Genomic DNA, 25,638 nt, shown 5'->3' with positions numbered 1-25,638 from the left:
CCTTTTTTAAGTTTGGTCAATCCTCTTCATTATTTTCTGAAAATTGTCGATAGTATAGAAAACACTGCATGATTGAGAGGGGAATACATAGATGGCATGGAAATCAACATGGTCTAAGGCACTGAGCCGGATCAAACGAAAACCGACATGGACGTGGAAACCGACACTCAAATGGAAGCGCGGAGAGAAGCGTGAACGCACGACATCTTTCGGAGCGAACGTTGGAAAGAATTTGACGATTCGTCAAAAATTATGGGGGCTCGTCATCATATCGCTCGTCATGGTCTTTGGCGTCGGTGGTTACGCACTGTTTTCAATGAGTGACGCGAATCGTCAAGCGGATGATATCGTCAATAACTGGAACAAAGGGCTCGATTATGCTCATGAACTCAACACACTCGCCGCAAACTATCGAACGCTCGAACTCGATCACATCGTGACAGAGGATGCGACCAAAAAAGAAGAGCTCATGACACGGATGAAAGAGATTCGTGAAGAAATCAATACGATTGCACCAAAGTATGAAAAAACGGCTTCAGGTGCGGAAGACAAAGAACTATTCCAGAATTTCTCGCGTCAATGGGAGATGTATCAACGCGTCTCGGACAACATGTTGACGTTCAGCTCGACCGGTAACACAGGGATGGCGCGCTCATACTATGATGCGCAGTCCAAGTCTACATATGACAACTTCACACAAAAACTAGCGGACCTTGTCGACTACAACTCGGAAGGCTCACAACGTGTCGGACAGAACATGGAAAGTGAATTCATGCAGTCTCTTATGGCATTGATTGCCGTGACCATCGGGGCTGTAGCGATTCTCTTATTCCTCGGGCTCAGCCTGTTGCGCTCGATTATCCGACCGATGCGCACACTTCAGACGCGCTTTGATGAACTCGCGACACAAGGTGGCGATTTGACGATGACGATTCCGGTCACGTCGAATGATGAGATTGCACAAGTCAGTCGTTCATTCAACACATTCCTCGCGACACTACGTGAGATCATGATTGATGTCGACGAGACAGCGAAAGTCGTTCTCTCGTCTTCAAAAGACGTATCTGCTGAAGTGACGCGACTCAGTCACTATATGGAAGAGACGTCTGGAACGGTCGAAGAATTGACGGCTGGTATGGAAGAAACGGCAGCCTCTTCGCAAGAAATGAGTGCCTCGACGACAGAAATGGGAAGTTCGATCGATTCAATCGTCGACTTATCCAATGAGAGTGCCGAAACGGCAAATCGTGTCGAAGCTCGAGCGCACGAGATGCGGGAGCAAGCCGTTGTTTCGAAAACAGAAGCAGTGTCGATTATCGAGAAGAAACAGGTCGAACTCGCAGAAGCCATCAAAGGAGCACAGTCGGTTGAAGAGATTCGTGTCTTGACGACAGCTATTCTTGCGATTGCTGACCAGACAAACTTACTCGCTTTGAACGCTTCGATTGAAGCGGCACGTGCTGGTGAGGCAGGTCGCGGCTTTGCGGTCGTTGCATCAGAAATTCGCAAATTGGCGGAAAACTCACGTCAGACGGTCAACGAGATTCGTGACGTGTCAAACACGGTCATCGATTCGGTCGAACGACTCAACACGAGTTCGGAAGATATGTTGACGTTCCTCAATACGAAAGTCATGGCCGACTACGACCGTCTCGAAGAGTCGGCAACGCAATATGAACAGGATGCGACAGTGTTCGGAGAGACAGCGAAGACGTTCGAAGGTAACGCGCTTCAACTTCGCCATATGACGGACAACATTCTCGGTGTCATTCAAGAAGTGGCGACGACCGTGACAGAAGGCGCGGACGGAACGCAGTCGATTTCAGAGAAAGTTCAACTCTCAGTCGAGCGTTTCAACGACGTTCAGGCGAAGATGGGCGAAACAGAAAAACGGGCGACCGAACTCTCGAATCGCGTGGCGCAATTCAAGCTATAAGCAAGACTCAGAACCAGGCAGATGTCTGGTTCTTTTTTTGTGCCCAGTACAAAAAAATAAAAAGATAGGTCAATACATAAATGAATTTCAAATTGTTGGTACAAATTAGGCTGTTGTGTCCGATAAAGAAAAGGCAATACATAAAAATAGAGAGAAAAAGAGGTGGAAGAGGAGATTACTCCTCGTAGTACGTGAAAAAGATGTTGAACGAATGGACGTTATCAAGAAAAATCATGACGAGTATCGGTTTGATTCTAATTTTGACAATCGTTGGAATGGGATACAATCTGTGGACGCTCGACCGGATGACGAGTCAATATGAACACATGATTTCAAACGATGTCATGAAGATGAAAGCGGCAGACGACTTGGCGCTCGGGATGGTCCGTCAAGCGTATGGTGTCCGCGGGTATGTGCTCCTACAGGATGAGGAGCGCAAACAACAAATCAGCCGGGGCGGAGAAGAGAAGAAAGCCGCCATCGAATCGTTGATTGAACTCGCGGACAATAAGACCGAACGAAAGGAATATGAATCGTTACTCGGATACGCGACAGGATATGATGAGTTGGCGACACAAGCCATCGCGGCGATAGACTCAAAAGATCAAGAAGCAATCGATCGATTAGTATTCCGTCTCATGCCGGACGTGACCAAATCCATCTCATCGACAGGTGAGACGTTACAAGCCGAAACAGAAGAGCAGTTAATTGCGATGCAAGCCGAATTGCAGGAGGCAGGTGAGCGTGCCTTTTGGTACTCAGTCGTCATCGCAGTTGTCAGTCTGATACTGATGTTTGGTGCCGGATATGCCATTAGTCATATGGTCACGACCCCGTTGCGATTCCTAGCGAAAGAGGTAGAAGTAGTCGCGGAAGGTGATTTGACCCGCGATGACCTTCAGGCGCTCACGCAAGATGAAATCGGACAATTGATGACCGGATTCAACCGCATGAAGGGTAATTTGCGTGAACTCATTGACCGCGTCACCCAAAACGCACAGGAAATCACAGCACAATCGGAAGAACTGTATGCGAGTACGGAAGAGATGGCGTCACAGACGGAGGAAACGACACGTCTCATCGACCGAGTCGTGGAAGAAACGGTCGCGCAGGCGAAAGAAGCGACTGGAACATCTCAAGCGGTGGCTGCTGCCGATGAAGGCATCGGTCGTATCGCTGGCTCGATCGGCTCGATTGACGATGACGTGTCACAGAGTTTGAAGCTCGCCGAAGAAGGTGGTGCGACGATGGCTCAGGCGAAAGACGAGGTGCTCGCACTGGAGCGGGAGACACGTCTGACGGGAGAATCGATTTCGGCATTGAAGCAACAGTCTGACGAGATCGCCCTTATCACCGAGGTCATTCAATCGATCACCGACCAGACGAACTTGTTGGCATTGAACGCGGCCATCGAAGCGGCACGTGCCGGTGAGCAAGGAAAAGGGTTCGCCGTCGTTGCAGAAGAAGTGCGTAAACTTGCCGAGCAGTCGAAACAGTCGGCGACACAGATCGCCGGGTTGATCGAGTCGATTCAGACACAGTCGAACGCTGTTCTCGACCAACACGTCGTCAGTGCGAAACGCGTCGAGACGAACACGTTGTTGCTCGAACGAGCGACACGCGCATTCGAACAGATTGTCAGTCAGCTCGAGACATCAGTCGATAATACGTCACATATCCGCATCGCCTCGCATGAGATTGCGGAGACGACGAAACAAGTTGCGACGTCCTCTCTTCAAATGTCACAAGACAGTGAAGGGATGGCCGACACGATGCGTACGGTCGGTGAGACGGCTGACGCCCAACTCGCGATGATTCAAGAATTGAACGGTGTCGCCGAATCACTCGGCAATATGACGAGTGACCTGCAGACACTGATTGGTCGATTCACGACATAAGTTGAAAGCCCTGTCTCCTTGGAGTCAGGGCTTTTTCGTTCACATCGAAACGATTTGCGATGAAGAAAGTGGGGAATGAACAACAAGGTAAACGACAAAAAGGAGTGGATAATATGAAGTATACGGTCATTACAGGAGCCAGTTCAGGTATCGGGTATGAGACAGCGAAGTTGCTCGCTGAAAAGGGAAAGTCGCTCGTGCTCGTCGCAAGACGAAAAGAAGAGCTCGAATCGTTGCGTGATGAAATCAAATCGATCTCGTCGGACAGTGACGTCATCATCAAATCGACCGACCTATCATATAGCGAGAACGTGTACGGATTATATGAATCGCTTGCGGACCTCGACATCGAGACGTGGATCAACAATGCGGGATTCGGGGATGCAGATCTCATCAAGGACGTCGACCTCGGTAAAATCGAGAACATGATTCGTTTGAATATCGAGGCGCTCACCGTCTTATCGAGTCTATACGTTCGAGATTATCATGATATCGAAGGGGCACAGCTGTTGAACGTGTCGTCTGTCGGGGGATATCGAATCGTCCCGAACTCGGTCACGTATTGTGCGACGAAGTTCTTCGTGAGTGCATATACGGAAGGACTCGCACAAGAGTTGAAGCAGAGTGGGGCCAAACTTCGGGCGAAAGTACTCGCACCGGCCGCAACGGAGACGAGCTTTGCCGACCGGGCTCGCGATACGGAAGGATTCGACTACAGTGAGAACGTCGCGAAGTATCACACGGCGCGCGAGATGGCAGAATTCCTATGGGAGTTACTTGAAGGCGACGAAGTCGTCGGAATTGTCGATCCGGAGGACTACTCGTTCAGCCTGCGTGGACCGATTAAACCGTATGCCGGATAAACAAAAACATCACGCCCTGTTGGCGTGATGTTTTTTTAGGATGTCGGTACAGAGTAGCCACCCGTGAAGCGGTGTGTCAGGCGACGTGTCAAGTAACGTAACCGAAGGCGCCATACATAAAACTGTGACGTGTTCGGAAGAATGACGTTGTCGACGTATTCGGCGAACATATGGCGGAACATCCGCTCTTCACTGCGGTCATAGGTCGCACTCCACATCCCGTGATTCTCGACTTCAAGGAGCATCCAAATCATCTCATCGGTAAGCGGGTCATCGTCCTTCAACTCGGCCGTCAGTGCAGCGAAACGATGGCTACACATAGACGCGTATAAGGAATGGGCATGCGGATCATGCGGGTTTAATGTTAAGTAACCACTCGCCGTCTTCATCAGTTCATCGACCATATCGAGCGGAATGTCGTCATACACTTGAAAAAATTCGAGCAACATCGGGACGGTGTCCGGACCAAATCCGGCAAGCCGGACATAGTTCATGATATGAAGACCGGCCTCGCCATGGAATTTGCGGTCGAAGTAGTGGACGGCAAGGGCGCGATGCATGATTGGGACATCCGGATAGCGTTCGACGCCACGGAGAAAGTGTTGTTCAGCCTCGAACGTGAACCCGGTGTCTTCACTGACAAATCCTTTTAACATATGAAGAATGTAGTGGTCACCGAGCGAACTCGCTTTCTCGAGCCACGGTTTGGCCGAATCGGTGTCACCTTCTCGAATATATGGATAAGCACGCATCGCCGGGAAGAATGGGTCGTCCGGGAACGCGGTCTCGCCCCGTGTCGCCATGTCATTGATGGCTTCAGCGTTATAAGCTTCCGTTAATTCTGCGAGGAGCATCATCTCAAGGAACGTGCGCTGGAACTCTGGGGTGTGTAAATCGATCGTTTGTGTCATAGGGTGTCCTCCTCACAAGTACTAGTGTCGCTCTATTATACTTGTTCTTGTCACAGTCGAGTAGCATCTTTTGCAAAAACGGGAAATGGAAAGTAAGGACCGGAAAGGAGGGGAACGGCATGGCGACGTTCACTGGATATGTCGCAGAGGTGATGGATGAGAAAATCCGCGTCACGCCGACGCGGGAGGCAGAACCGTTTGATGGTATCGTGTTTCATGTACCGAGACCTCTTTTGGATGAGACACAGCTTCTCATCGGACAACAGGTTCGAGTCGAGCATAATGAACGGTTGACGCGCTCCTTGCCACCGCAAGCGACGGCACGTCGGGTCGATGTGTTATGATGAGGACGAGGTGAATGACATGGGACAACGGAACTTTCTATGGCTTGGAGCTGTCGTCGGCTTCAGTGCCCTCGTCGTCTGGTTATTGCAAGACGCGCTCCCGTTCTGGGCGCTGTCGATTCTACTGCTCGGACTAGGAGCGGTGCTCGGCAATCTCCAACGACGTTTCACACGTGACGAATAACAAGCACTCCATCATTCGGATGGAGTGCTTGTGTCGTTTTCTTCTTCATTTATGTTTTCTTCAGGGTCCGGATCGTCTTCGACGATGGAGTCCTCATCCCCGCCTGGTTCGAGCGTCGTCGGTTCTTCTGGCTCCGCTGGTTCTTCCGGTTCGCTCGGTTCCTCCGGCTCAGTCACCGGAGGATCGTCTTCAATCGGCTCTTCCGTTTCCGGTGGATCCGTCGGTTCCTCCGGTTCACTCGGCGGTTCCGCAGGTTCTTCTGGCGTCACTTCAGGTGTCGTCGGTTCGGGCTCTTCCACAACCTCCTCTTCGACTTCTTCCTCGACCGGTGCCTCCGGTTCAGTGACAGGTGGGATTTCAGGTTGTGCCTCAGGAATAGAAGGCGTTTCCGGAACGACGACCGGTTCTTCTGTCAAATCCGGTTTGATCGGTTCAACCGGTGCGAGTTCGATAGGGGGTGGTGCCGGTGTATCTTTTGCGATGAACGTACGGATGTCTTGTTCAAATAATGCGGTCGGCAAGGCGATCCCACGCAAATGGATGGCGACGACTCGCCCGGATGCTGAAAGAAGTGGACTGCCATACGCATGACGTGGCAATTCAAAGTTTCGGCTATAGCCGTTCTCGGCGAATGTGACCGTACCGTTGATGCGTTCTTGCATCGTCAATGTGGTCAACGTCTCGTCCTCTGCGGCGATCGCTTGCGTGAGTGTGTATGGTGTGTTCTCCGTCTCTTCGATTCGAATGACAGCAATGAGCTTCGTCCGACCGACGACGGTGCCGGAGACGGCCTCACCGTCATGGTACATGATGATATTCGTCAACCCGGCCACATTCGAGGCGGCGGTGACGACATCGCGTGAGCTCACCAAAAATCCCGTTCCGTAACTGACGGTGAAGAGGCTGTCCTGTAAGGCGGCGAAGTCGACCGGTGTCGCTTCGTCAGCGGAGACCGTATCTTCCCTAATCGGCAAGTTGACCTGATCGGCGAGCGAGTCGGTCGAACGTAGCATGTCCTTGAAATAGGCGTTTCCAATGAAGGTGACAAAGGTAATGAGTGCGATAGCGAATGGAGTGGCAAATAACCAAATCGTGCGACGTGAGCGGCGGCCACACGTCGGGCAGACCGTTTTCGATCGTGTCTTCTTTCCGCAGTGGGGACAAGTCACGGGGGCACCTTCTTTCTAAAAAGTTCGATGCTATGCTTATTCCTTCATTTGGAAAGAGGTAAACAAATATTTTGGAGGGGTCACACATTTTAAGTCACATGATAAAATCTTCAAAAGATATAGGGGGAAATCCAATGAAATTCATCATCTTATTTGGTCCACAAGCCGTCGGCAAGATGACGGTCGGACAGGCGCTCGCTGACAAAACCGGACTGAAATTATTCCATAACCATATGACGATCGACCTCGTCGGACCGTTCTTCAATTACGGGACGCCGGAAGGGAAGCGACTCGTCCAACACTTTCGTCAAGAACTGTTCGAGGCGGTCGCCAAGAGTGATTTACCCGGCATGATTTTCACGTTCGTCTGGGCGTTTGACATGCAGGAGGACTGGGATTACGTGAAGAAGGTGACGGGCTTGTTCGAGTCACACGGGGCGGACATCTACTATGTCGAGCTCGAGGCCGAGATAGAGGAACGCCTTGCGCGCAATACGACGGAGAACCGCCTCACCCATAAACCGTCGAAACGTGACATCGCTTGGTCCGAAGCGGAACTGAAGCAGACGGCGACGATGTACCGATTGAACTCACGTCCGGGGGAATTAGACGTCGAGCATTATCTTCGGATCGATAACACGAACTTAAGTCCGGAAGAGACAGCGGCACAGATTCAACAAGCATTTGACCTATGAAAAAGCGAGTCCCCACATGGGAACTCGCTTTTCTCATGCCCACCATTCGGGGCGTTCATAGTCGACCAACACCTGTTTTTCGAGGAGGCGTGGTACAAGGTATGAGGTGACGTTCGGAAGACGATCATCGATGTCGGCCGGATGGACCATCACTTCGATGGATCGTCCTGGTTCGATGGCGTCGAGCGTCGCATGGGAGACACCGTCCGCATAGAACTGATCACTGAACCGTTCGGTCACCCACAAGTCTCGGCGTGACCCGAGCGTCGTTAAGGCCCGAAACGTCGTGTCATATTCTTCAGCGAGACGAATGATGACGTCATGCAGAACCGACCAACCGTGAATGTGATGGTGGCTGTCGAGATGGTCGAGTGGAAGTCCTGTCGCAAGGAATGCCTCGATTTGGGCTTTCCACTCCAGATAGACGAGTTCCGGGTCAGGCGAGTCTTCAGTCATGAAGCGGCTCGTGTAGCGGAACGTGCCATCTTCTTTCGTGAGGGGAGAACTCGTGTCGGCGAGCGGTTTGCCCCAAGACAAGACGAGATGGACCCCGACACGGAGCGACGGATGTTGTTTCGCGAGTCGGACCGCTTCCTCGACGGCATACCCGTTCATGATCATCGTCGCCGAATTGACGATTCCATTCACGTGACTGTCGAGTGTGCCGGCGTTCACACCCGTCGTCAAGCCGAAGTCATCGGCGTTGACGAGGACGAACGTTTTAAGCATTGACGAGACCGAGTGCCTGGTCGAGGACCAGATCGCCTTTCATCATCCCATACGCCATGTTATCGATGACCGCGACCGGGACGTCGACGGACGACTTGATTTTGCCTTCGAGGTAGCGGACTTGTGGTCCGATCAAGATGACGTCGACGTTCGACTGTTCTTTCAAGCGCGACTCCGGAATCGCGTCAATGGATGCGTCGAGTCCGCGTGCGGCAGCTTCCTTCCGCATTTTTTCCACTAAGATTGATGTCGACATTCCTGCCGAGCAGACGAGTAAGATGTTCATGTCGTTTCCTCCAATCGATTCAAACGGGTGATCATGTCAATCATTTCGACGGCGAGTTCTTTCACGGTCATCGCCGTCATAAGATGGTCTTGTGCGTGGACGAGGAGGACGCTCATGTCGCTCGTCGTCCCCCGTGCCTCTTCTTGTAACAGCTCCGTTTGTAGCTTGTGTGCGTCCAAGAAGGCCGCGTCGGCTTCTTTCAACTTTGCCGCCGCTTCGTCCGCTTCACCGCGTTTCGCGGCAGCGATAGCCTCGAATGCAGAGGAGCGTGCATTTCCGGCATGTAAGATAATCATAAACGAGAGTTCTTGGATGGTTTCGGTTTTCACGAAATCTTTTCTCCTTCCTCAGTAGCAGCTTTGTTTTTATTGATTTCGGCTGTCATCGCCTTCGCTCCTGCAATGACGAATGGAATATACATCGCTGTCGCAATCGACAAGTTGACGATTTGGAGCAAGACGCCGCGAACGCTACCGCCCGTTACCAAATAGCCACTGATGATTGGTGGTGTTGTCCATGGGACGATGGCGACTGTCTTCGGAACCATGCCTGTCGAGAGCGCGATATAAGAGACGATGGTGAGCGTGACCGGCACTAAGATGAACGGTACGAGCATGATCGGGTTCAATACGATTGGAAGACCGAAGATGACCGGTTCGTTGATGTTAAAGAGACTGGCTGGTGTCGACAGTTTTGCCACTTGGTGATACGGGTGATTCCGTTGTTTGCGGACGACGATGAAGATCGCGAGTAAGAGCGCGAACGTCGTACCCGATCCACCCATGAAGACGAACGCATCCAAGAACGGTTTTGTGACCGTGTACGGTACATCAAACGCTGACGTTCCAGCTTGGAAGGCAGCCAAGTTTTGCTCGATGAGCGGGAGATAGACCGGTTCGATGACCGAGCCGATGATGTTCGTCCCGTGAAGCCCGAAGAACCAAAGGATGTGGTTCAAGAAGGCGATGAGCAAGGCAGCCGGGAGTGAGTCGCCGAATCCTTGGAGCGGTTGTTGGATCGCTTTAAAGATGACTTCAAATACACTGAGTTCGACGACGAGCGTCATGAAGAGCTGGAATCCTGCGACAACCGTCAAGATGATCATTGATGGGATGAGCGCTTGGAATGAACGTGTGACCCCGCCTGGTACACCTTCTGGCATCTTGATCGTCAGTTTCGTATTGATGAGGTAGCGGAACATTTCTGTAACGACAATCGATACGATGATGGCGACGAAGAGACCTTGTGCGCCGAGCCATGCGAAGTTGAGACCCCAGTCAGCAGTGACAGGTACGAGCATGATATACGAGGCGAGCGACAAGATCCCCGCCGCGAGCCCGTCAATCCCGTATGAACGGGCCAAGTTATACCCGATCGAGAAGGCGATCAGGAGCCCGAGTATCGCGAAGGACGCATTCCAAATGCTACCGCCAAGCCCTTGCCAATTACCTTCGCCGAACATACTGTTCATCGATCCGACGAAGTCGAGTGAGAGACCACCGATGTTGATGGCTGGGAAGTTGTTGATGAGGACCGCGAGCGACCCGACGATGATGAGTGGCATGACGGAAACGAATCCGTCACGGATGGCGACTAAGTGCCTTTGGGACCCGATACGTCCCGCGATTTCAATAAACTTGTTCATGAGTAAACCTCCTTCTTAAATTGGGGTAGGTACGCCTCGTGCGCTGTGAACAGCTCTTTAAGAAGCGGGTCGATCCGTTTCTCGTCCTGGATGAGCGGGTTCATGAGGCAGGCAAGGTAGGCGTCCTCGTACGTGCCGGATACAGCCGCTTGGATGGCGAGCTGTTCAAACGTTTTTAAGTTCGTGATGAGCCCACGGATTGGTAGCGGTAACGCGCCGATAGAGATTGGGCGAGGTCCCGACTTCGTGATGACGGCGTTCACTTCGATGACCGCGTCGTCTGGTAAATCTCGAATCGTGCCGTTATTGAGCGTGTTGACCGTCTGGATGTCACCGCGGTCGTTGTGAATCGAGTCCATCAAGTTGCAGGCGGCGTCTGAATAGTAGGCGCCTCCACGTTTTTCAAGCTCTTCCGGTTTGACGGCGAGATCGACGTCTTTGTATTTCTCGAACAACTGTGCCTCGACTTGTTGCACGACTTCGGCACGGGTGCCATTTTGTGCGTACGCCTCAAGATCTTTCTTCAACACATCTTTCGTCTGGAAGTAATACTGGTGATACGGGTTCGGTAACATGCCGAGTGACGATAGGAACGATTCGCTCCAACCGAGACCGACGATGTTCGCCGGCGAGTAATCGTTGCCTGAGTTGAGCGAGGCGAGGACGTCACTCGTCCGGTCCACGCCGTCGACCCATACGTGACGACCGAAGACGAAGTGGTTCAATCCGATAAATTCAATCGCGACTCGTTCGACAGGTGTCTCGAGGATCTCAGCGACCGAGTTTCGCATGTTGAACGGGATGTTGCATACACCGATGACCTTCTTATGAGATGAGTGCTTGAGTACGGCCTCGGTGACGATGCCCGCCGGATTGGTGAAGTTGACGAGCCAGGCATCCGGACAAATCTCGGCGACTTCATTTGCCAAGTCGATCAAGACCGGGATGGTACGGAATGCTTTGAATAATCCGCCTGCGCCGTTCGTCTCTTGCCCGATGAAGCCGTGCTTGAGCGGGATGCGTTCATCGAGCGCGCGTGCCTTGAGTCCACCGACCCGAATCTGTGTGGATACAAAATCTGCGCCGACGAGTGCGGCTCTTCGATCGAGCGTCCAACTGAGTGTGATCTCGGCGTTTGCTTTTTCAATCATCCGCTGAGCGAGACGACCGACAATCTCTAGTTTCTCCCTCCCTTCTTCGATATCGACGAGCACAATCTCCCGAACGGGGAACGTTGCTTGTCGATCAATCAATCCTTCGATGATTTCCGGGGTGTAACTGGACCCACCGCCGATGATGACGACCTTGACTGCCATGGTGCCAACTCCTCCTTTTGAAAGCGATTTCTTTTTGTCGTAACAAATATAACAAATGATACAACTTTCGGCAATATAAAAAATACAAATAATACAAATAAGTTTTTGTATTTGCATTTGTATGCTTGCTGTATCACAATAAAGGAACCAACCCAACGTAAAGGAGATGGAGACATGTCGCAATCGACGCTCCAAACCGCAATCAAGGATGAATTGTTGTCCCGCATCAAGAGTGGGCACTATAAAGAAGGGGAAAAATTTCCGACCGAATACGCGCTTTGCGAGGAGTTCGATGTGAGCCGGACGACGGTGCGTGGCGCCCTCAACCAGTTGACGACGGAAGGCTATCTGGTCCGTCAACAAGGTCGCGGGACGTTCGTCGCCGGGAAGAAAGTACAACAGACGTTGTCGTACACGCCGAACAACTATGCGGCCCAGCTTGCCGTTCAAGGGAAACGTGGGCAAGTCGCCTTGATCGACATCTCGGTCATCTCGGCTTCCGGTCAAATCGCATCGGTGTTTGAAGCGGAAGACAACGCCCCGATTCAAAAGATTGAGCGAATCCGTCATGCGGACGGGGAACCGACGCAGTATGAGGTCTCGTTCATCCCGTGGCAGATCGCACCGGGGATCACGAAAGAACAGGCGGAGCATTCACTCTTCCGGACACTAGCGGAGGTCCATGACGTTCATGTCGCGAAGACGACGGAGGCATTGGAGATTGCCTTAGCTGATGAGAAGGTGAGTGCGCTCCTCGACTGTCCACTCGGATCACCGTGCTTCCATATCGAGACGGTGACAGAGGATGAGTCGGGACGGGCGATTGAATACTCACGCTCCTACTTCCGCGGGGACAAGACGAGCTTCGTCATTGAACGGGATTATAACTAATAAAAGCGCCCGACTGTTTCGTATGGAAACGGTCGGGCGCTTTGTTCGTTTAACCTGTAACAAAAAGAAACATGGTCATTTTGAGTGTGAATGACTATGTTCAACAAAACTGAGTACGAATCTCTTATATTCGCAACAGCCGATTCCAGACTGCATTCTGGACCACCTCATCCACTCTTTTTTGTACACTATACATAGGAGGCGAGAGAAGCATGTCAATCATTGAATTCAAAGATGTGAGTCATCAAGACATCCTGCACCATGTGTCCGGGACGTTCCGGGAAGGACGAATCACGACGTTCGTCGGACCGAGCGGTGCCGGCAAGACGACGTGTCTGAAGCATATCAACGGATTGCTGTCACCAGACACGGGCACGATTCTTTTCAAGGGGGAAGACATCGCGGAGATGGACATCCTCGAACTACGAAAGAAAATCGGGATGGCGTTTCAAAGTGCGCCGATGATTCAAGGGACGGTGTACGACAACTTGAATCTCCCGAAAGCCATCTTCGACGAGACACTTGACCGCGACCGGGCTGCCGAATTGCTCCATCGCGTCGACTTAAATGAGGCGCTCCTCGACCAACCCGTCAAATCACTATCGGGTGGGGAACGGAGTCGGGTCGCCATCGCCCGGACGCTCGTCAATAAACCGGACGTGCTCTTACTCGATGAGATCACGGCGAGCCTTGATTACCGGACGGTGAAAGAGATCGAGCGACTCATTCGAAAACTGCAACAATCATATGGTGTGACCGTCATTTGGATCACCCATGACCTCGACCAGGCACGGCGGGTGAGTGACGACATGTGGTTCTTGAAGGACGGGGAACTACTTGCTTACGGGGACGCATCGTTCATCGATGAGTCGGACAATCCCGTCATCCAACGATTCGTCAGGGGGGAAGATTGATGTCATATATTGAACTCGCGACGGCGCTCATCTTCGTCGTCATCCCGCTCGCCTTGACACTCGTCCTACGACTTGGACTCGAGCGTGATATTATCATTGCGACCGTCCGCTCCATCATTCAACTGCTGATCATCGGCTATATCCTGACGTTCGTCTTTGAGAGCGACAGTCCGATTTTCATGCTGTTGATGATCCTACTCATGATTGTCGCCGCGACACAAAACATCCGACGGAAAGGGGACGGCATTCCGGGTATCATGTGGATCATCGTCTTGACGCTCGTGACGATCGAAGCGCTGACGATGGGACTCATGCTCGGGCTTGGTATCATCCCATTTGAGCCGGAAAAAGTCATTCCGATCAGCGGGATGGTCATTGGGAACAGCATGGTGTTGTCACTCCTGTTCTTGAATAAGTTCAAAGATGAGGTCGAGCGGAGTGACGATGTCATCGAACTCATTCTCTCGCTTGGCGGAACGCCGAAAGTGGCCATCGACCGCAGCTTGAAGAATGCGATTCGGACGAGTATGATCCCGACCGTCGAGGCCCAAAAGACGATGGGACTCGTCCAGCTACCGGGAATGATGAGCGGACTCATCATCGGAGGAGCCGACCCGATGGAAGCGGTCTTGTATCAACTCTTGATCCTGTTCTTGATTTTGACGACTGCCTCGATCTCGGCGACGCTCGTCGGCTATCTGGCGTACCCACGTTTGTTCAACGAGAAGATGCAGTATATCGGACTGACCTATCGGAAGGGGAAATGAGGCATGATCACAGGGATTCATCACGTCCAGATCACGATTCCAACTGGAGCGGAGCAAGAGGCGAAGGCATTTTACTGCGATTTTCTCGGTCTACGTGAAATCGAGAAGCCGGATTCATTGAAGGGACGAGGTGGATTTTGGCTTCAGGTCGGCGACCGTTCCGTTCATGTCGGGGCAGAGGACGATGTGGAACGACAGAAGACGAAAGCGCATATCGCGTACGCTGTGACGGATTTAGCTCATTGGAAGGAAGCGCTTCAAGAGAATGAGATTTCTTACTCCGAAGGCATCCCGATTCCAGGATTCGAGCGGTTCGAGTTCAGAGACCCGTTCGGCAATCGGGTCGAGATGATTCAAGAGCTCTGACGAAAGGGAGCATCCAAAGCGGATGCTCCCTTTGTCGTTCTTCAAGAAATACCAAAAAGGCGAGTCACTTGCTCCCATTCGGACGGGTAGGCGTTACTGCCATGATGCTCGTGAATGAGTGTCCCGTTCGTGTATACGCTGAGGCTCCACTGCGTACCATCTAGCGTGCGAACACCTTCCAGTTCTTCGAAGACGGTTGGCCACCAATTCGTTCCAAGCAGATGAAACGCGACACGCATCTGTTTCGCTTCCTCGCCCTCATAGTATTCGAATTCAAAGGGCTCGGTGATGGATCGGTCGGACCGCTCGATGTGACGAAGGACGGTGCCCCTCTCAAAAAAGGTGATCGTACTCACATCATACGTGCCGAACCCACCGACGCGGAAGATGACCTCGACCATCGATTCCTGAGGACGACCAATCGCCTGAAGGACGCGCTTTTGGAGTGGGTGTTCGACGAAAGAAGGAGGGATATGATAAAGGGCGCGAAACGTTTTGTCTTTCATGAAACTTCAACCTTTCTCGGGCATAAGATGCCCCGAGTATAGCGGAATCTTCCGGACGAGGGAGACAAAATAAAGTGCAAGGTACGAAAAAAGCACCTCTTGAAGAGATGCTTCGAGGTTAATACACTTCGTACGTCTGTCCAGTCTGCGCGCCTTCGACGCTCTTCACATAAGCGAGGGCAACCCGTTCACCCGGTACCGCCGCGTAACCACGGAAATAAGGACCATACGCATCGAGTGCTTCGACGAGGACGTTCGGACTGACGTTGTTGATGCGGATGCCCCGTGGCATCTCAATCGCCGCACCGGTCACAAATCCTTTGATGGCCCCGTTCGCTAGTGCCGCCGATGCGCCTTCTTTGATGGGGTCGTCCATCAAGATTCCACTCGTCAGTGTGAAGCTACCAACATCGTTCACATAATCGAGTCCGAGAAGGACGAGGTTGACTTGTCCTTTAATCTTGCTGTCGATACTCTTCTGATTATCTGCCGGCGTCATCTCGGAAAGCGGACCGAAATGCGTGCTACCCGCCGTACTGATGACCGCGTCGACCCGACCGACCGTTTCATACATGTGGCGAATGCTGTCTTCGGAAGTGAGGTCGACTTGCACGTCCGCCCCGTTACGTCCAGCCCGGATGATCGTATGTGTTTTCTCCAACTCTTTTGCGACGGCCTGACCGACCGTACCGCTTGCCCCAACGAGTAAAATTTTCATAAAGAAACTGCCCCTTTCGTCACGCTTGGATTCCACTTCAGAGTAGCGGATGGCGAGGACGTTCGGCAATCAAGTTGCCTCTGGCGGAACGACCGTGCCTTGATGGAATCGCATCTTCCAACGTCCGTCCACGAATACCCAAATCGAGCTACGGCGTGTTTCGCGATTCAATACCGGTTGAACGAGACGGTACGTCACCAAAACGTGACCTTCCGTCAACGGATGTAGCGTGAATTCGGATAACACAGCCTCAATCGGGTCAAGCTGGAGTGTCGTCTGATCCCAATCTTGATACAGCAACCGTCCCGAGCTACCGATTTCAAAGAAGTCGTCGGTCAACAGTTCACGCAATCGCTCCGTCGACTGCCTGACCTCCGTCGTCAATAACGCTTCTTCTAGTGTTTGAAGGTGATTTGCCAACTCGTTCATGTCACGACTTCCTCTCTTCGTTGATTCATCACGATGACGCCGAGGACGATCAACAAGAGACCGATTCCGTTCAACGCCGAAAGAACTTCCCCGTAAACAAACACCCCGATGAGTCCTGTCGCCACGGTCCCGAGTCCGGCCCAGATGCTATAGGCGATACTGAGCGGAATCGTCTTCAACACGATGCCCATGAGGGTGAACGACGCAGCGAAACTAACCAACAGAATGGCGCTCGGAACGAGATTTGTGAATCCATCCGACAGTTTCAACATCGATGTCCCGAGTACCTCAAATCCGATAGAAAAGAAGAGTAAAAGATAGGCTTGCATTCCGATTCACCTCACACTTTCATCAAGACGAGCCCGATGATGACGAGCCCAATCCCTGCAATTTTTTGACGACTGATTTGTTCCCGAAAGACGACGAACCCGATCACTGCCGTGAGTGCCGTCCCGACCCCGCTCCAAAACGCATACGCGAAGCTGAGCGGGATGGTGAAGAGGGCAAGTGATAAGAGATAAAACGCCGTCCCATAACCGAAGGCGACCCCGAGAATTGGGAGACGGCTCGTCGAGGTGGCGTTCACTTTCAACATGCTCGACCCGAACAGTTCCGAGGCGATGGCCCCGATCAAATAGATGAATCCCATATTACAACCCTCCTTGAAGCAACTCGTCACATGCTTCCCGAATGAGTGTCGCCGCACGGTCCTTGAACGATTCGCTATACCCATACAAGACAGCGAACCAAAAGCCGTCACAGAGAAGGCGAAGTTTTAAAATCGCATCCTGGTCCGGCCCGTCGACAGCGAAACGCTCGTCCCAACCGGTCGACACGTCACTCCAAATCGACTCGCTCGTCGCATCTTCTTGCGAGGAGATAAAGACGGCGACGAGGTCCATATCTCCGTGATCGACATCATCCAATGTCGCCAGTGCATAGGCACGGGTAAACGAATATGTACCGTCCGATAGATGGGCGGTGATTCGTTTCTCGAACGTCTCGATGGCGAATTCGTTCATCTGTCGCAATAAGTTGGCCTTATTGTCGAAATGATAGAGGACCCCGGCTTTCGTGATTCCTGCTTTCGTCGCCAATCGTTCGAGCGACAACTGACTGATCCCGTCTTCTCGAATCATCTGGGCGGCAGTCTGTAGCAACAATTGTTTTTTACTCATCCCATCACACCTCTCTTTACTTTACTGACCGTTCAGTAAAGTTAGTCTATCAAAATTTGCGAGGGGTTGTCGAGATAGAACGTTGATGGAATAATCAGGGAAAAGGGGGGCGTGACATGGGTTCACATTTGATGCATCTCGTCATCGCGAATGAGATGTTACCAGCGTTGTCGGAGGTGGATGAGGTCGCATTTTTGCTTGGAAGTCTCGCACCGGATGCAACGACAGAAAAAGAGGCATCCCATTACTACGCAGGACGCCATGATGATTTATCTCGTCGCTTGGATTTGTCCCAATATTGGATTGACAGCAAGGAGGAAGACTTCTCGTATCGACTCGGCTATTACGCGCATCTCGTCGCGGATGAGATCTGGTTGCAGGGATTCTATAAAGGTTGGTTGAAAGAGCTCATCACCCAGGACCCGTCAAAACAGGCGGCCTATTATGCGGACTTTGATGCGTACAATGCTCGGCTGTCGGAACGCCTCGGGACGTTCGATTTTGAACGCTTGAAAGGAAATCCAGAGCTCGTTGAACTGGTCGAGAAAGTCGAGCGGGACGCGGCGATGACGGAGGAGGGGACATACACGATGTTCCTCCCTAATCAATTGGATGGCTATGTCGATACGTGTGTCCGCCGTTGCCTCGAGATGGTCAAACGGAAGCGGGCGATGCTCGTATGAAGAGGCGATACGCATCACTCTACGCCACGCTCGGTCTCTTCCTATTGACGGTGATCACCTTCTTCACCTTGAACGGTCGGGTATTCCCGAATCTCGAATTGATGACGGTCATTTGGGTTTATCTCGCGATTGACATCGCCTTGTTCGCCACGTTGATTTGGGGACTGTTCATGAAGGATCGAATCATAAAAATGTACACACTTCTTGCGACAATCGGATTGATGATCCCGTTGTCGATTTGGATTTTCTTATTGCTGTTGGCGAACGGGATCTCGGAGGCATGAGTTGAATGACTGAGAACGAGAAAAAATTACCTTTTGTGGCGCAGACAGTCCCATTTTTGATTGGTTGTCTGATTTTCGGACCAATCGGATTGATTATCTTATTGTTTATTTGGAGACGCTTGGAACGCGATGAACGAATCATCTATTTGATCGTCTCTATCTTTTTCACGTTACTTGAGGCTCTCGATTATTTTACGGATGGCATAATCTATTACTTCGTTTGAGAAAGTGGATTTCCCACTTTCTTTTTTTGTGCGTGCATCTATAGAAAGAAAAATTTTCCTATCCGAATCTTGTCAAATTGACATTGCGTATCCACATTTTGTTTGTTATGCTACTTGATGAAAACGACAATGATAATCATTATCAATAATAACGAGAACACGAGAATAGACATACATAACCAACGTGGCTCGTTTTTTGGTGCGAGGATCATTGAAACTTACATACAGAGGAGATGGATGAAGTGGGGAAATTCAAGATTTCACTCATGTTGACGTTGCTCGTCTTCGTACTCGCCGCATGTGGCGGAACGAGTGAGACGAAGAAAGAAGAAAACGTCGACGGCGCAACAAAGACAGAGACGGTCGAAATTACAGACGCACATGGCGCAATCGAGGTACCGGTCAACCCGGAGAAGGTCGTCGCCCTTGATAACCGGACGTTTGAAACATTGGCAGCATGGGACATCGACTTGGTGGCGGCACCAATCGGACTCCTTCCAGCAGAGTCGCCATATGCATCAGACAAAGACATCGTGGACGTCGGCATGCACTTCGAGCCGAACTTAGAGGCGATTGCAGGAGTTGACCCGGACGTCGTCATCGTCGGTCAACGTTTCGCAGATTACTACGAGGACATTAAAAAGTTGGTTCCAGAAGCAGCGGTCATCGATTTGAACATCGAGATCCCAGAAGACTCAGGTACACCGGGTGAGATTTTAGTCAAAGGATTGACAGACACGACGCTCACACTCGGAAAAATCTTTGACAAAAACACAGAAGCTGAAGCCATCGTCGCTGACCTCGACAAGTCGATCGAAGACGCGAAAGCGGCATACAACGGAAAAGATACAATCATGTCGGTCATCGTATCGGGTGGAGACATCGGGTTCTCAGCACCGGTAACGGGACGCGTGTTCGGACCGATGTACGACATCTTCGGATGGGTCCCGGCCCTTGAAGTCGAGAAGAAGACAGGTGACCACGAAGGTGACGAAGTATCCGTCGAAGCCATCGCAGAAAGCAACCCAGACTGGTTGTTCGTTCTCGACCGTGACGCACCACTCGGTGACGCAGAAGGCGCAGTACCAGCAGAAGACGTAATCGACAACGCACCGGCGCTTCAAAAGACGACGGCTGTGTCGAAAGAGCAAATCGTCTATGCACCGAAAGACACGTACTTGAACGAATCGATTCAAACGTACGCGGAATTCTTCAACAGTGTCACGGAAGCGCTCGCGAAGTAAGGTTCCGTCATGCAAAAACCATTGACAGCCAGGGTTGAGACGATGTCTCAGCCCTCCTTTTCTAGATTGTGGACGAAGTCGTTCGTGTTCACCGTGATCATCGTCCTCGGTTTGGCGGTGCTGTCGCTCTTTACCGGGGTGTACGATCTGTCACGGACAGACGGCTTCGATATGTTTTGGATCACCCGAGTCCCACGGACGGTCGCCCTCATGCTGACGGGTGCGGCGATGGCGATGGCGGGGCTCGTCATGCAGCTCATCACGCAAAACCGACTCGTCGAACCGACGACGACGGGGACGCTCGAATGGGCGGGACTCGGACTGCTCACCGTTTACTTACTTGTACCGGCACCGAGCCTCATGATGCGGATGACCGGGGCGATCGTCTTCTCGTTTATCGGGACGATGGTCTTCTTCTGGTTCTTACGTTCGGTCAAACTTCGTTCATCGCTCATCGTGCCAATCATCGGGCTCATGTTAGGGGCGGTCATCTCCGCCATCTCGACGTTCCTCGGTCTATTCTTCCGAGCAAGCCAGGCGATCGAGGGCTGGTTCGTCGGTTCGTTCGCCTCGGTGCAAATCGGGCGCTACGAGTATCTATGGGTCATCATCGTCGTGACGGTACTCATCTTCTTACTGGCGAATCGCTTGACGCTCGCGGGGTTAGGTGAAGACATCGCGACGAGTCTCGGCGTGAACTATAACCAGCTCATGATGATGGCGACGGGGCTCATCGCCTTATCGGTCGGTGTCGTGGCGACGGTCATCGGGAATTTACCGTTCCTTGGACTCATCGTCCCGAACCTCGTCTCGATGTTCCGCGGGGATGATTTGCGCAGCAACCTTCCATGGGTCTGTCTTGTCGGGATGGGTGCGATTCTCGTCAGTGACTTGATTTCACGGACAATCATCATGCCGTTCGAACTCCCGGTCTCACTGATTCTCGGGACGGTCGGGGCAATCGTCTTCATCATGATCTTGATGCGACAACGGAAGAAGGGAGGGGTTCGATGAGTACGGTCATGGAACGAGACGGTGTCGAAGTATCAATCGGGGAATTGAGAGAAGAACGTCATGCTTCAGCGTTTCAATCGAAACGGGCGAGCAGACGCTATTGGCTCTTCTTAAGTGCCTTCATTCTCGGCGGACTGTTGTGTGCGCTCGGGCTTCTCCTTTATAACAATCCGGTCCCGATGGACTCTCCGTCATTCGTGCCGGTCGTGGAACGGCGAATCGTCGCCATCGTCACGATGTTGATTGCGGCACTCTGTCAAAGTCTTGCGACGGTCGCATTCCACTCCGTGACGAACAACCGCATCATCACGCCATCGCTGCTTGGATTTGACGCGCTCTATTCGACGATTCAGACGAGCATGGTGTTCTTCTTCGGGGCCGGGGCGTTGATCGGCTTCTCGGGGACAAGCGCCTTTTTGACACAGGTCGGCCTCATGGTGACGATGAGTCTCCTCCTTTACGGATGGCTCTTGTCAGGGAAATACGCCAACCTGCAGCTCATGCTGCTCATCGGGATCATCATCGGGACGGGTCTGAACTCGGTGTCATCGTTCATGCGCCGTATGCTCGCCCCGTCCGAGTTCGATATCCTGCAGGCACGACTGTTCGGTTCGGTGACGAATGCCGACGTGGCGTACTTTCCCATCGTCATCCCGATCGTCGTCATCGCCGGGACACTCTTGTTCCTGTTCTCGAATCGATTGAATATCGTCGCACTCGGTAAGGACGTCGCGACGACGTTCGGGGTGAACCATCGGAGGAGCGTCATTTACACGCTCGTCCTGATCTCACTCCTCATGTCCGTCTCGACTGCGCTCATCGGACCGCTCACGTTCTTCGGATTCTTAGTCGCGACGCTCAGCTATCAGGTCGCCTCGACGTATGACCATAAGTACGTCTTTCCGATGGCGTTCGCCCTAGGGTTCTTCGTCCTGACGAGTGCATATTTCTTTATGTATCACATATTCCAGACGCCAAGTGTCGTCTCCGTCATCATCGAACTGTTCGGCGGACTCATCTTCTTGGCCGTCATTCTAAGGAAGAGGTCGCTATGATTCAAATCGAACAAGTCAAAAAATCGTATACAGACGATGTCCACATTGGACCGCTCACGCTCGATATCCCGAAAGCCGGATTCACTTCATTGATTGGACCCAACGGAGCGGGCAAATCGACGACGCTCATGATGATTGGACGATTGCTCAACTTAGACGAGGGACAGATCCAAGTCGCCGGCATGGACGTGTCGAGCACGAAGTCGAAAGACTTGGCGAAAATCATCACCATCCTGCGCCAAGAGAACCACTTCGTGACAAGGCTCACGGTCCGACAACTCGCCGGATTCGGGCGTTTCCCTTACTCGAAAGGGCGCCTCACGAAAGAGGACGAGGCCATCATCTCGAAATATATCGACTTCCTCGACTTGACCGCGCTTGAGAACCGCTATCTCGACGAGCTCTCAGGAGGACAAAGGCAGCGTGCCTATGTGGCCATGGTGCTCTGTCAGGAGACGGAATACGTCCTCCTCGATGAACCGCTCAACAACTTGGACATCGCTCGTTCGGTACAGATGATGGAGTATTTACGCCACGTCGCCGACGAGTTCGGACGGACAATCGTCACAGTGCTCCACGACATCAATTTCGCGGCGAAATACTCGGATCGCATCTGTGCGATGAAAGACGGACAGATCGCTGCGTTTGGAACGGTCGATGAGATCATGGACGCGAAGATTTTATCCGAAATTTTTGAGACGAAACTGGAAATCATCGAAGGGCCGTATGGGCCGATTGCGGTGTATTAACGAAAAGGAGAATTCACATGAAAATTGACTGGACACCAATCACCAAAGTCGTGGCCGAGGCACCGGATACATACACGTTCCATCTCGCCTTGCCACCTGAGTTCACGTGGCAGGAAGGGGCGCATACGCATCTCGCGCTCGAAGGGTTCAACGCTGGGGACAAGCCGGACCGAAGTCTCGTCCGCCATATGTCGATCTCGACATTGCCGCACGAAGGAGCGATCGGGATCACGACCCGAATCAAGACCGAATGCTCGACGTTCAAATCGATCCTTCGTGACATGGTACCGGGGGATAAGGTCGCCTTGTTCAAGACACATTCGAACGTCCCACTCGAACGGAGTGGGAAGAACGTCTACCTCTTATCGGCGGGTGTCGGACTCGCGACATTCCGTCCGGTCGTCCTCGAGTACTTGGCGAACGGGGAAGGTGTTCCGCATCTCCATTCGTTGAACGTCGATTCGTCGAAGGCGTATCTGTTCGGTGACGTCTTCGAATCGAACGAGCACTTCACGTCAGAATTCGTCCCGAGTCGGAAAGACTACTACGAACGCGTGGAGATGATGGCATCCGACAAGGACGCCTTGTTCTATATCGTTGGTAGTGATGAGCTGTTGCGTGAAACGATTCAGGTGCTCCGGTCGAACGGGGTGGCATGTGACAACATCAAGATCGACAAGCATGATTTTCAACGAGAAGACTTTTTAGGTTGATACTCAAACCGGGGACACGTGCCCCGGTTTTTTCGTGCACAACTTGACGAATCGTTCGAAGATCCCACGTCCATCCGGGGTCCCGATCGACTCGGGATGGAACTGGACACCGTACGTCGGATGGGTCGGGTGTTCGAGTGCCATGATGACACCGTCTGTCGTCTCGGCCGTGACGGTCAGTTCGGTCTCTTGTACGACGAGCGAGTGATAGCGCATGACGTCCATCGACAATCCTTCGAAAAGGACGCCTGGCACCGTATTGATCCGTGAGACTTTCCCATGCATCACCTCGTTCGCCCGACCGACGATCCCGCCGAACGCCTCGGCGATGACCTGATGACCGAGACAGACCCCGAGAATCGGGATGTAACCGGACAATTGTCGCACGACCGCGAGCGAGACACCCGCGTCTTGTGGACCACCGGGACCAGGGGAAAGGATGATGCCACTCGGGTTCATGCGACGGATTTCTTCTATACCATGTTCATCGTTCCGGATGACGCAGACGTCACTGAAGCGAGCGACGTCTTGATAGACGTTATACGTGAACGAATCGTAGTTGTCGATGAGGAGAATCATGCGAACACCTCCAAAAGGGATTTGGCTTTATGCAGCGTTTCTTCATATTCCGATACCGGGTCTGAGTCATAGACGATGCCGGCGCCGGCTTGGACGTGGGCCGTGTCACCTTGGACGACCATCGTCCGGATGGCAAGGGCGAAGTCGAATCCGCCCCGGACGTCGAGATACCCGACCGCCCCGGCGTAGACTTCTCGTTTCACCGTCTCGAGCTCGTCAATCAACTGCATCGCCCGAATCTTTGGAGCTCCGGAGACGGTCCCGGCTGGAAGACAGGCTCGGAGCGCATCGATCGGGGTCACATCGTCACGTAAATCCCCTTCGACTTCGGAGACGAGATGCATCACGTTCTTGAATCGTTCGAGCTCGATGTGTTTCGGGATGGTGACCGTGCCGACTTTGGCGACCCGTCCGATATCGTTCCGTCCGAGGTCGAGGAGCATCCGATGCTCGGCGAGTTCTTTCTCGTCTTGAAGGAGTGACTCCGCGTGACGCATGTCTTCCTCGACGGTCTTCCCACGAGGGCGTGTCCCGGCGATCGGGTTCGTCGTCACTTTGCCGTTCTCGACCCGGACGAGACTTTCAGGAGAAGCACCGAGGACGATCGCTTCCCCGAGGTCGATGTAGAACAAGTACGGACTCGGATTTTGTTTCCGCAGCGTCCGGTAAAAGTGGAACGGGTCCCCGGTGAACGTCGCGTCGATTCGTTGCGACAAGACGAGTTGGAACACCTCGCCCGCAAGGATTGCCTCTTTCGCCTGGAGCACACGGTCGATGAATTCGTCCTTCGGCGTCAAGATGCGCTCGCTCGTCCGGACGACCGGTTCGAGGGCGTGCGTCTCCGGAGTCTCGAGCTGTTCCTGGATGGACTCGAGTCGCATCGTCGCATCCGTCTCGCTCGTATCGATCAAGATGACCTGTTCCTCGAGGTGGTCGTATAAGACGACCGTCTCATAGCGTTGGAAGAGGGCGTCCGGCAAATCACGCGTCACGGTCGGCGTGTTCGGGATCGGTTCATACACCCGAAGCAAATCATAGCCGATATAGCCGACGGCACCGCCTATGAACGGGTATGGGGCAGTGAAGTCGTCACGTATGATGCGTTCGGATAAGGCATGGAGCGGGTCGTCTGCATAGATTGTCCCCGTTGCATCTGTCACGTCGTTCCCATCGACTCGGATCGTCTCGACCGGGTTCGCCGCGATGATGGAGTAGCGACCGTGCTTGCCTTCCGCGCGACTTTCGAGTAATACCTTTCGTTCACCTTGTAGTCGGTGGAAGATTGCCACCGGTGTGAGTTCGTCACCATTGATGATCCGTTGTTGCATTGAAAGAACCTCCTTATAAT

General features: G+C 52.5%; 33 protein-coding genes. 18 read left to right on the top strand and 15 right to left on the bottom strand.

Translation table 11 applies throughout. The features are described from left to right. The first annotated feature begins 91 nt into the window (after positions 1–91). The 3 genes from ACFO4U_RS08225 to ACFO4U_RS08215 all read left to right on the top strand — a co-directional run bounded on the left by ACFO4U_RS08225 (position 92) and on the right by ACFO4U_RS08215 (position 4,697). Positions 92–1,936, top strand: a complete 1,845-nt coding sequence (locus ACFO4U_RS08225; RefSeq protein WP_214690515.1) for a methyl-accepting chemotaxis protein — start codon at positions 92–94, stop codon at positions 1,934–1,936. 200 nt (positions 1,937–2,136) lie between these two features. Then, positions 2,137–3,834, top strand: a complete 1,698-nt coding sequence (locus ACFO4U_RS08220) for a methyl-accepting chemotaxis protein (protein WP_215243668.1) — start codon at positions 2,137–2,139, stop codon at positions 3,832–3,834. Between the two features lie 113 nt (positions 3,835–3,947). Then, positions 3,948–4,697, top strand: coding sequence for an SDR family NAD(P)-dependent oxidoreductase (locus ACFO4U_RS08215; protein WP_074035959.1), 750 nt, complete (start codon positions 3,948–3,950; stop codon positions 4,695–4,697). Between the two features lie 35 nt (positions 4,698–4,732). Here ACFO4U_RS08215 and ACFO4U_RS08210 read toward each other — a convergent pair whose 3' ends face one another. Continuing rightward, a complete protein-coding gene (locus tag ACFO4U_RS08210; RefSeq protein ID WP_074035961.1) occupies positions 4,733–5,608 on the bottom strand; it encodes a hypothetical protein in 876 nt (291 codons plus the stop codon). Between the two features lie 119 nt (positions 5,609–5,727). Here ACFO4U_RS08210 and ACFO4U_RS08205 point away from each other — a divergent pair, with 119 nt between their 5' ends. Together ACFO4U_RS08205 and ACFO4U_RS08200 are read left to right on the top strand one after the other, a co-directional pair. After that, positions 5,728–5,952 carry a YobA family protein gene (locus tag ACFO4U_RS08205; RefSeq protein ID WP_215243669.1) on the top strand — a complete coding sequence of 75 codons (225 nt, stop codon included), beginning with the start codon at positions 5,728–5,730 and terminating at the stop codon, positions 5,950–5,952. A 19-nt stretch (positions 5,953–5,971) separates the two neighbouring features. Further along, the gene (locus ACFO4U_RS08200; RefSeq protein ID WP_012727200.1) at positions 5,972–6,136 is read left to right on the top strand and encodes a hypothetical protein; all 165 of its coding nucleotides are present in this window, start codon (positions 5,972–5,974) and stop codon (positions 6,134–6,136) included. Positions 6,137–6,147: 11 nt separating this feature from the next. Here ACFO4U_RS08200 and ACFO4U_RS08195 read toward each other — a convergent pair whose 3' ends face one another. Next, positions 6,148–7,305, bottom strand: coding sequence for a serine protease family protein (locus ACFO4U_RS08195; protein ID WP_215243670.1), 1,158 nt, complete (start codon positions 7,303–7,305; stop codon positions 6,148–6,150). Between the two features lie 134 nt (positions 7,306–7,439). On the opposite strand from ACFO4U_RS08195, the gene ACFO4U_RS08190 reads away from it, so the two are divergent. Then, entirely contained in the window at positions 7,440–8,000 is a 561-nt protein-coding gene (locus ACFO4U_RS08190; RefSeq protein ID WP_031422484.1) for an AAA family ATPase, read from the top strand. 33 nt (positions 8,001–8,033) lie between these two features. Here the strand turns inward: ACFO4U_RS08190 and ACFO4U_RS08185 are convergent, their stop codons facing one another. Genes ACFO4U_RS08185 through ACFO4U_RS08165 form a run of 5 tightly spaced genes read right to left on the bottom strand, consistent with a single transcriptional unit; the run spans position 8,034 to position 11,976 of the window. Continuing rightward, positions 8,034–8,729 carry a carbohydrate deacetylase gene (locus ACFO4U_RS08185; RefSeq protein WP_215243671.1) on the bottom strand — a complete coding sequence of 232 codons (696 nt, stop codon included), beginning with the start codon at positions 8,727–8,729 and terminating at the stop codon, positions 8,034–8,036. Further along, positions 8,722–9,015 carry a PTS sugar transporter subunit IIB gene (locus ACFO4U_RS08180; RefSeq protein ID WP_012727190.1) on the bottom strand — a complete coding sequence of 98 codons (294 nt, stop codon included), beginning with the start codon at positions 9,013–9,015 and terminating at the stop codon, positions 8,722–8,724. The genes ACFO4U_RS08185 and ACFO4U_RS08180 overlap by 8 nt, the downstream gene beginning before the upstream one ends. Further along, positions 9,012–9,344 carry a PTS sugar transporter subunit IIA gene (locus tag ACFO4U_RS08175; protein ID WP_084156011.1) on the bottom strand — a complete coding sequence of 111 codons (333 nt, stop codon included), beginning with the start codon at positions 9,342–9,344 and terminating at the stop codon, positions 9,012–9,014. The genes ACFO4U_RS08180 and ACFO4U_RS08175 overlap by 4 nt, the downstream gene beginning before the upstream one ends. Next, a complete protein-coding gene (locus ACFO4U_RS08170) occupies positions 9,341–10,660 on the bottom strand; it encodes a PTS sugar transporter subunit IIC (RefSeq protein WP_215243672.1) in 1,320 nt (439 codons plus the stop codon). The genes ACFO4U_RS08175 and ACFO4U_RS08170 overlap by 4 nt, the downstream gene beginning before the upstream one ends. Next, complete coding sequence (locus tag ACFO4U_RS08165; RefSeq protein WP_159562858.1) at positions 10,657–11,976, bottom strand: 6-phospho-beta-glucosidase; 1,320 nt, start codon at positions 11,974–11,976, stop codon at positions 10,657–10,659. Before ACFO4U_RS08165 ends, ACFO4U_RS08170 begins: the two co-directional genes overlap by 4 nt. Before the next feature lie 174 nt (positions 11,977–12,150). On the opposite strand from ACFO4U_RS08165, the gene ACFO4U_RS08160 reads away from it, so the two are divergent. The 4 genes from ACFO4U_RS08160 (at position 12,151) to ACFO4U_RS08145 (ending at position 14,914) form a co-directional block, all read left to right on the top strand. Beyond that, the gene (locus ACFO4U_RS08160) at positions 12,151–12,867 is read left to right on the top strand and encodes a GntR family transcriptional regulator (protein WP_012727186.1); all 717 of its coding nucleotides are present in this window, start codon (positions 12,151–12,153) and stop codon (positions 12,865–12,867) included. Between the two features lie 212 nt (positions 12,868–13,079). Continuing rightward, entirely contained in the window at positions 13,080–13,781 is a 702-nt protein-coding gene (locus ACFO4U_RS08155) for an ABC transporter ATP-binding protein (RefSeq protein ID WP_215243673.1), read from the top strand. Further along, positions 13,781–14,548, top strand: a complete 768-nt coding sequence (locus ACFO4U_RS08150; RefSeq protein WP_074035973.1) for an ABC transporter permease — start codon at positions 13,781–13,783, stop codon at positions 14,546–14,548. The genes ACFO4U_RS08155 and ACFO4U_RS08150 overlap by 1 nt, the downstream gene beginning before the upstream one ends. A gap of 3 nt (positions 14,549–14,551) precedes the next feature. Further along, positions 14,552–14,914: a VOC family protein gene (locus ACFO4U_RS08145; protein WP_215243674.1), complete on the top strand. Its 363-nt coding sequence runs from the start codon at positions 14,552–14,554 to the stop codon at positions 14,912–14,914. A gap of 41 nt (positions 14,915–14,955) precedes the next feature. On the opposite strand, the gene ACFO4U_RS08140 is transcribed toward ACFO4U_RS08145, so the two are convergent. The 6 genes from ACFO4U_RS08140 to ACFO4U_RS08115 all read right to left on the bottom strand — a co-directional run bounded on the left by ACFO4U_RS08140 (position 14,956) and on the right by ACFO4U_RS08115 (position 17,745). Beyond that, positions 14,956–15,420, bottom strand: a complete 465-nt coding sequence (locus tag ACFO4U_RS08140; RefSeq protein ID WP_047794923.1) for a hypothetical protein — start codon at positions 15,418–15,420, stop codon at positions 14,956–14,958. 118 nt (positions 15,421–15,538) lie between these two features. Beyond that, on the bottom strand, positions 15,539–16,138 hold the full coding sequence (locus ACFO4U_RS08135; protein ID WP_215243675.1) for a short chain dehydrogenase: 600 nt from the start codon (positions 16,136–16,138) through the stop codon (positions 15,539–15,541). Positions 16,139–16,207: 69 nt separating this feature from the next. Next, positions 16,208–16,567, bottom strand: a complete 360-nt coding sequence (locus ACFO4U_RS08130; protein WP_215243676.1) for a nuclear transport factor 2 family protein — start codon at positions 16,565–16,567, stop codon at positions 16,208–16,210. After that, a complete protein-coding gene (locus ACFO4U_RS08125) occupies positions 16,564–16,896 on the bottom strand; it encodes a DMT family transporter (protein WP_211782353.1) in 333 nt (110 codons plus the stop codon). Before ACFO4U_RS08125 ends, ACFO4U_RS08130 begins: the two co-directional genes overlap by 4 nt. Positions 16,897–16,907: 11 nt before the next feature. Further along, on the bottom strand, positions 16,908–17,216 hold the full coding sequence (locus ACFO4U_RS08120; RefSeq protein WP_074036309.1) for a DMT family transporter: 309 nt from the start codon (positions 17,214–17,216) through the stop codon (positions 16,908–16,910). 1 nt (position 17,217) lies between these two features. Continuing rightward, entirely contained in the window at positions 17,218–17,745 is a 528-nt protein-coding gene (locus ACFO4U_RS08115) for a TetR/AcrR family transcriptional regulator (protein ID WP_211782354.1), read from the bottom strand. 116 nt (positions 17,746–17,861) lie between these two features. Between ACFO4U_RS08115 and ACFO4U_RS08110 the strand changes: the two genes are divergently transcribed. The 8 genes from ACFO4U_RS08110 to ACFO4U_RS08075 all read left to right on the top strand — a co-directional run bounded on the left by ACFO4U_RS08110 (position 17,862) and on the right by ACFO4U_RS08075 (position 23,711). Next, positions 17,862–18,428 (top strand): zinc dependent phospholipase C family protein, encoded by a 567-nt coding sequence (locus ACFO4U_RS08110; RefSeq protein ID WP_215243677.1) that lies wholly within the window; start codon positions 17,862–17,864, stop codon positions 18,426–18,428. Next, a complete protein-coding gene (locus ACFO4U_RS08105) occupies positions 18,425–18,712 on the top strand; it encodes a hypothetical protein (RefSeq protein ID WP_215243678.1) in 288 nt (95 codons plus the stop codon). Before ACFO4U_RS08110 ends, ACFO4U_RS08105 begins: the two co-directional genes overlap by 4 nt. A 5-nt stretch (positions 18,713–18,717) precedes the next feature. Then, entirely contained in the window at positions 18,718–18,936 is a 219-nt protein-coding gene (locus ACFO4U_RS08100) for a hypothetical protein (RefSeq protein ID WP_215243679.1), read from the top strand. A 233-nt stretch (positions 18,937–19,169) separates the two neighbouring features. Then, positions 19,170–20,180, top strand: a complete 1,011-nt coding sequence (locus tag ACFO4U_RS08095) for a siderophore ABC transporter substrate-binding protein (RefSeq protein WP_215243680.1) — start codon at positions 19,170–19,172, stop codon at positions 20,178–20,180. A 9-nt stretch (positions 20,181–20,189) separates the two neighbouring features. Beyond that, the gene (locus ACFO4U_RS08090) at positions 20,190–21,194 is read left to right on the top strand and encodes an ABC transporter permease (RefSeq protein ID WP_031422514.1); all 1,005 of its coding nucleotides are present in this window, start codon (positions 20,190–20,192) and stop codon (positions 21,192–21,194) included. Further along, positions 21,191–22,249 carry an iron chelate uptake ABC transporter family permease subunit gene (locus ACFO4U_RS08085; RefSeq protein ID WP_047794929.1) on the top strand — a complete coding sequence of 353 codons (1,059 nt, stop codon included), beginning with the start codon at positions 21,191–21,193 and terminating at the stop codon, positions 22,247–22,249. Before ACFO4U_RS08090 ends, ACFO4U_RS08085 begins: the two co-directional genes overlap by 4 nt. After that, positions 22,246–22,998, top strand: a complete 753-nt coding sequence (locus ACFO4U_RS08080) for an iron ABC transporter ATP-binding protein (RefSeq protein ID WP_031422518.1) — start codon at positions 22,246–22,248, stop codon at positions 22,996–22,998. Before ACFO4U_RS08085 ends, ACFO4U_RS08080 begins: the two co-directional genes overlap by 4 nt. 17 nt (positions 22,999–23,015) lie before the next feature. Beyond that, on the top strand, positions 23,016–23,711 hold the full coding sequence (locus ACFO4U_RS08075; RefSeq protein WP_215243681.1) for a ferredoxin--NADP reductase: 696 nt from the start codon (positions 23,016–23,018) through the stop codon (positions 23,709–23,711). A 3-nt stretch (positions 23,712–23,714) separates the two neighbouring features. Here the strand turns inward: ACFO4U_RS08075 and ACFO4U_RS08070 are convergent, their stop codons facing one another. Together ACFO4U_RS08070 and trpE are read right to left on the bottom strand one after the other, a co-directional pair. Continuing rightward, entirely contained in the window at positions 23,715–24,290 is a 576-nt protein-coding gene (locus ACFO4U_RS08070) for an anthranilate synthase component II (protein WP_215243682.1), read from the bottom strand. Beyond that, positions 24,287–25,618: an anthranilate synthase component I gene (gene trpE, locus ACFO4U_RS08065; RefSeq protein WP_215243683.1), complete on the bottom strand. Its 1,332-nt coding sequence runs from the start codon at positions 25,616–25,618 to the stop codon at positions 24,287–24,289. Before trpE ends, ACFO4U_RS08070 begins: the two co-directional genes overlap by 4 nt. Positions 25,619–25,638 lie beyond the last annotated feature (20 nt).

The organism is Exiguobacterium profundum, assembly GCF_042652865.1.
Taxonomy (GTDB): Bacteria; Bacillota; Bacilli; order Exiguobacteriales; family Exiguobacteriaceae; genus Exiguobacterium; species Exiguobacterium profundum.
This window is presented reverse-complemented; position numbering and strand designations above follow the sequence as displayed.

Bases quoted from the DNA above. Each gene is read 5' to 3' on its own strand.
- ACFO4U_RS08225 (WP_214690515.1), top strand. From the start codon at position 92: ATGGCATGGAAATCAACATGGTCTAAGGCACTGAGCCGGATCAAACGA.
- ACFO4U_RS08220 (WP_215243668.1), top strand. From the start codon at position 2,137: ATGTTGAACGAATGGACGTTATCAAGAAAAATCATGACGAGTATCGGT.
- ACFO4U_RS08215 (WP_074035959.1), top strand. From the start codon at position 3,948: ATGAAGTATACGGTCATTACAGGAGCCAGTTCAGGTATCGGGTATGAG.
- ACFO4U_RS08210 (WP_074035961.1), bottom strand. From the start codon at position 5,608: ATGACACAAACGATCGATTTACACACCCCAGAGTTCCAGCGCACGTTC.
- ACFO4U_RS08205 (WP_215243669.1), top strand. From the start codon at position 5,728: ATGGCGACGTTCACTGGATATGTCGCAGAGGTGATGGATGAGAAAATC.
- ACFO4U_RS08200 (WP_012727200.1), top strand. From the start codon at position 5,972: ATGGGACAACGGAACTTTCTATGGCTTGGAGCTGTCGTCGGCTTCAGT.
- ACFO4U_RS08190 (WP_031422484.1), top strand. From the start codon at position 7,440: ATGAAATTCATCATCTTATTTGGTCCACAAGCCGTCGGCAAGATGACG.
- ACFO4U_RS08185 (WP_215243671.1), bottom strand. From the start codon at position 8,729: ATGCTTAAAACGTTCGTCCTCGTCAACGCCGATGACTTCGGCTTGACG.
- ACFO4U_RS08180 (WP_012727190.1), bottom strand. From the start codon at position 9,015: ATGAACATCTTACTCGTCTGCTCGGCAGGAATGTCGACATCAATCTTA.
- ACFO4U_RS08170 (WP_215243672.1), bottom strand. From the start codon at position 10,660: ATGAACAAGTTTATTGAAATCGCGGGACGTATCGGGTCCCAAAGGCAC.
- ACFO4U_RS08165 (WP_159562858.1), bottom strand. From the start codon at position 11,976: ATGGCAGTCAAGGTCGTCATCATCGGCGGTGGGTCCAGTTACACCCCG.
- ACFO4U_RS08160 (WP_012727186.1), top strand. From the start codon at position 12,151: ATGTCGCAATCGACGCTCCAAACCGCAATCAAGGATGAATTGTTGTCC.
- ACFO4U_RS08155 (WP_215243673.1), top strand. From the start codon at position 13,080: ATGTCAATCATTGAATTCAAAGATGTGAGTCATCAAGACATCCTGCAC.
- ACFO4U_RS08150 (WP_074035973.1), top strand. From the start codon at position 13,781: ATGTCATATATTGAACTCGCGACGGCGCTCATCTTCGTCGTCATCCCG.
- ACFO4U_RS08145 (WP_215243674.1), top strand. From the start codon at position 14,552: ATGATCACAGGGATTCATCACGTCCAGATCACGATTCCAACTGGAGCG.
- ACFO4U_RS08140 (WP_047794923.1), bottom strand. From the start codon at position 15,420: ATGAAAGACAAAACGTTTCGCGCCCTTTATCATATCCCTCCTTCTTTC.
- ACFO4U_RS08135 (WP_215243675.1), bottom strand. From the start codon at position 16,138: ATGAAAATTTTACTCGTTGGGGCAAGCGGTACGGTCGGTCAGGCCGTC.
- ACFO4U_RS08130 (WP_215243676.1), bottom strand. From the start codon at position 16,567: ATGAACGAGTTGGCAAATCACCTTCAAACACTAGAAGAAGCGTTATTG.
- ACFO4U_RS08125 (WP_211782353.1), bottom strand. From the start codon at position 16,896: ATGCAAGCCTATCTTTTACTCTTCTTTTCTATCGGATTTGAGGTACTC.
- ACFO4U_RS08120 (WP_074036309.1), bottom strand. From the start codon at position 17,216: ATGGGATTCATCTATTTGATCGGGGCCATCGCCTCGGAACTGTTCGGG.
- ACFO4U_RS08115 (WP_211782354.1), bottom strand. From the start codon at position 17,745: ATGAGTAAAAAACAATTGTTGCTACAGACTGCCGCCCAGATGATTCGA.
- ACFO4U_RS08110 (WP_215243677.1), top strand. From the start codon at position 17,862: ATGGGTTCACATTTGATGCATCTCGTCATCGCGAATGAGATGTTACCA.
- ACFO4U_RS08105 (WP_215243678.1), top strand. From the start codon at position 18,425: ATGAAGAGGCGATACGCATCACTCTACGCCACGCTCGGTCTCTTCCTA.
- ACFO4U_RS08100 (WP_215243679.1), top strand. From the start codon at position 18,718: ATGACTGAGAACGAGAAAAAATTACCTTTTGTGGCGCAGACAGTCCCA.
- ACFO4U_RS08095 (WP_215243680.1), top strand. From the start codon at position 19,170: ATGGATGAAGTGGGGAAATTCAAGATTTCACTCATGTTGACGTTGCTC.
- ACFO4U_RS08090 (WP_031422514.1), top strand. From the start codon at position 20,190: ATGCAAAAACCATTGACAGCCAGGGTTGAGACGATGTCTCAGCCCTCC.
- ACFO4U_RS08085 (WP_047794929.1), top strand. From the start codon at position 21,191: ATGAGTACGGTCATGGAACGAGACGGTGTCGAAGTATCAATCGGGGAA.
- ACFO4U_RS08080 (WP_031422518.1), top strand. From the start codon at position 22,246: ATGATTCAAATCGAACAAGTCAAAAAATCGTATACAGACGATGTCCAC.
- ACFO4U_RS08075 (WP_215243681.1), top strand. From the start codon at position 23,016: ATGAAAATTGACTGGACACCAATCACCAAAGTCGTGGCCGAGGCACCG.
- ACFO4U_RS08070 (WP_215243682.1), bottom strand. From the start codon at position 24,290: ATGATTCTCCTCATCGACAACTACGATTCGTTCACGTATAACGTCTAT.
- trpE (WP_215243683.1), bottom strand. From the start codon at position 25,618: ATGCAACAACGGATCATCAATGGTGACGAACTCACACCGGTGGCAATC.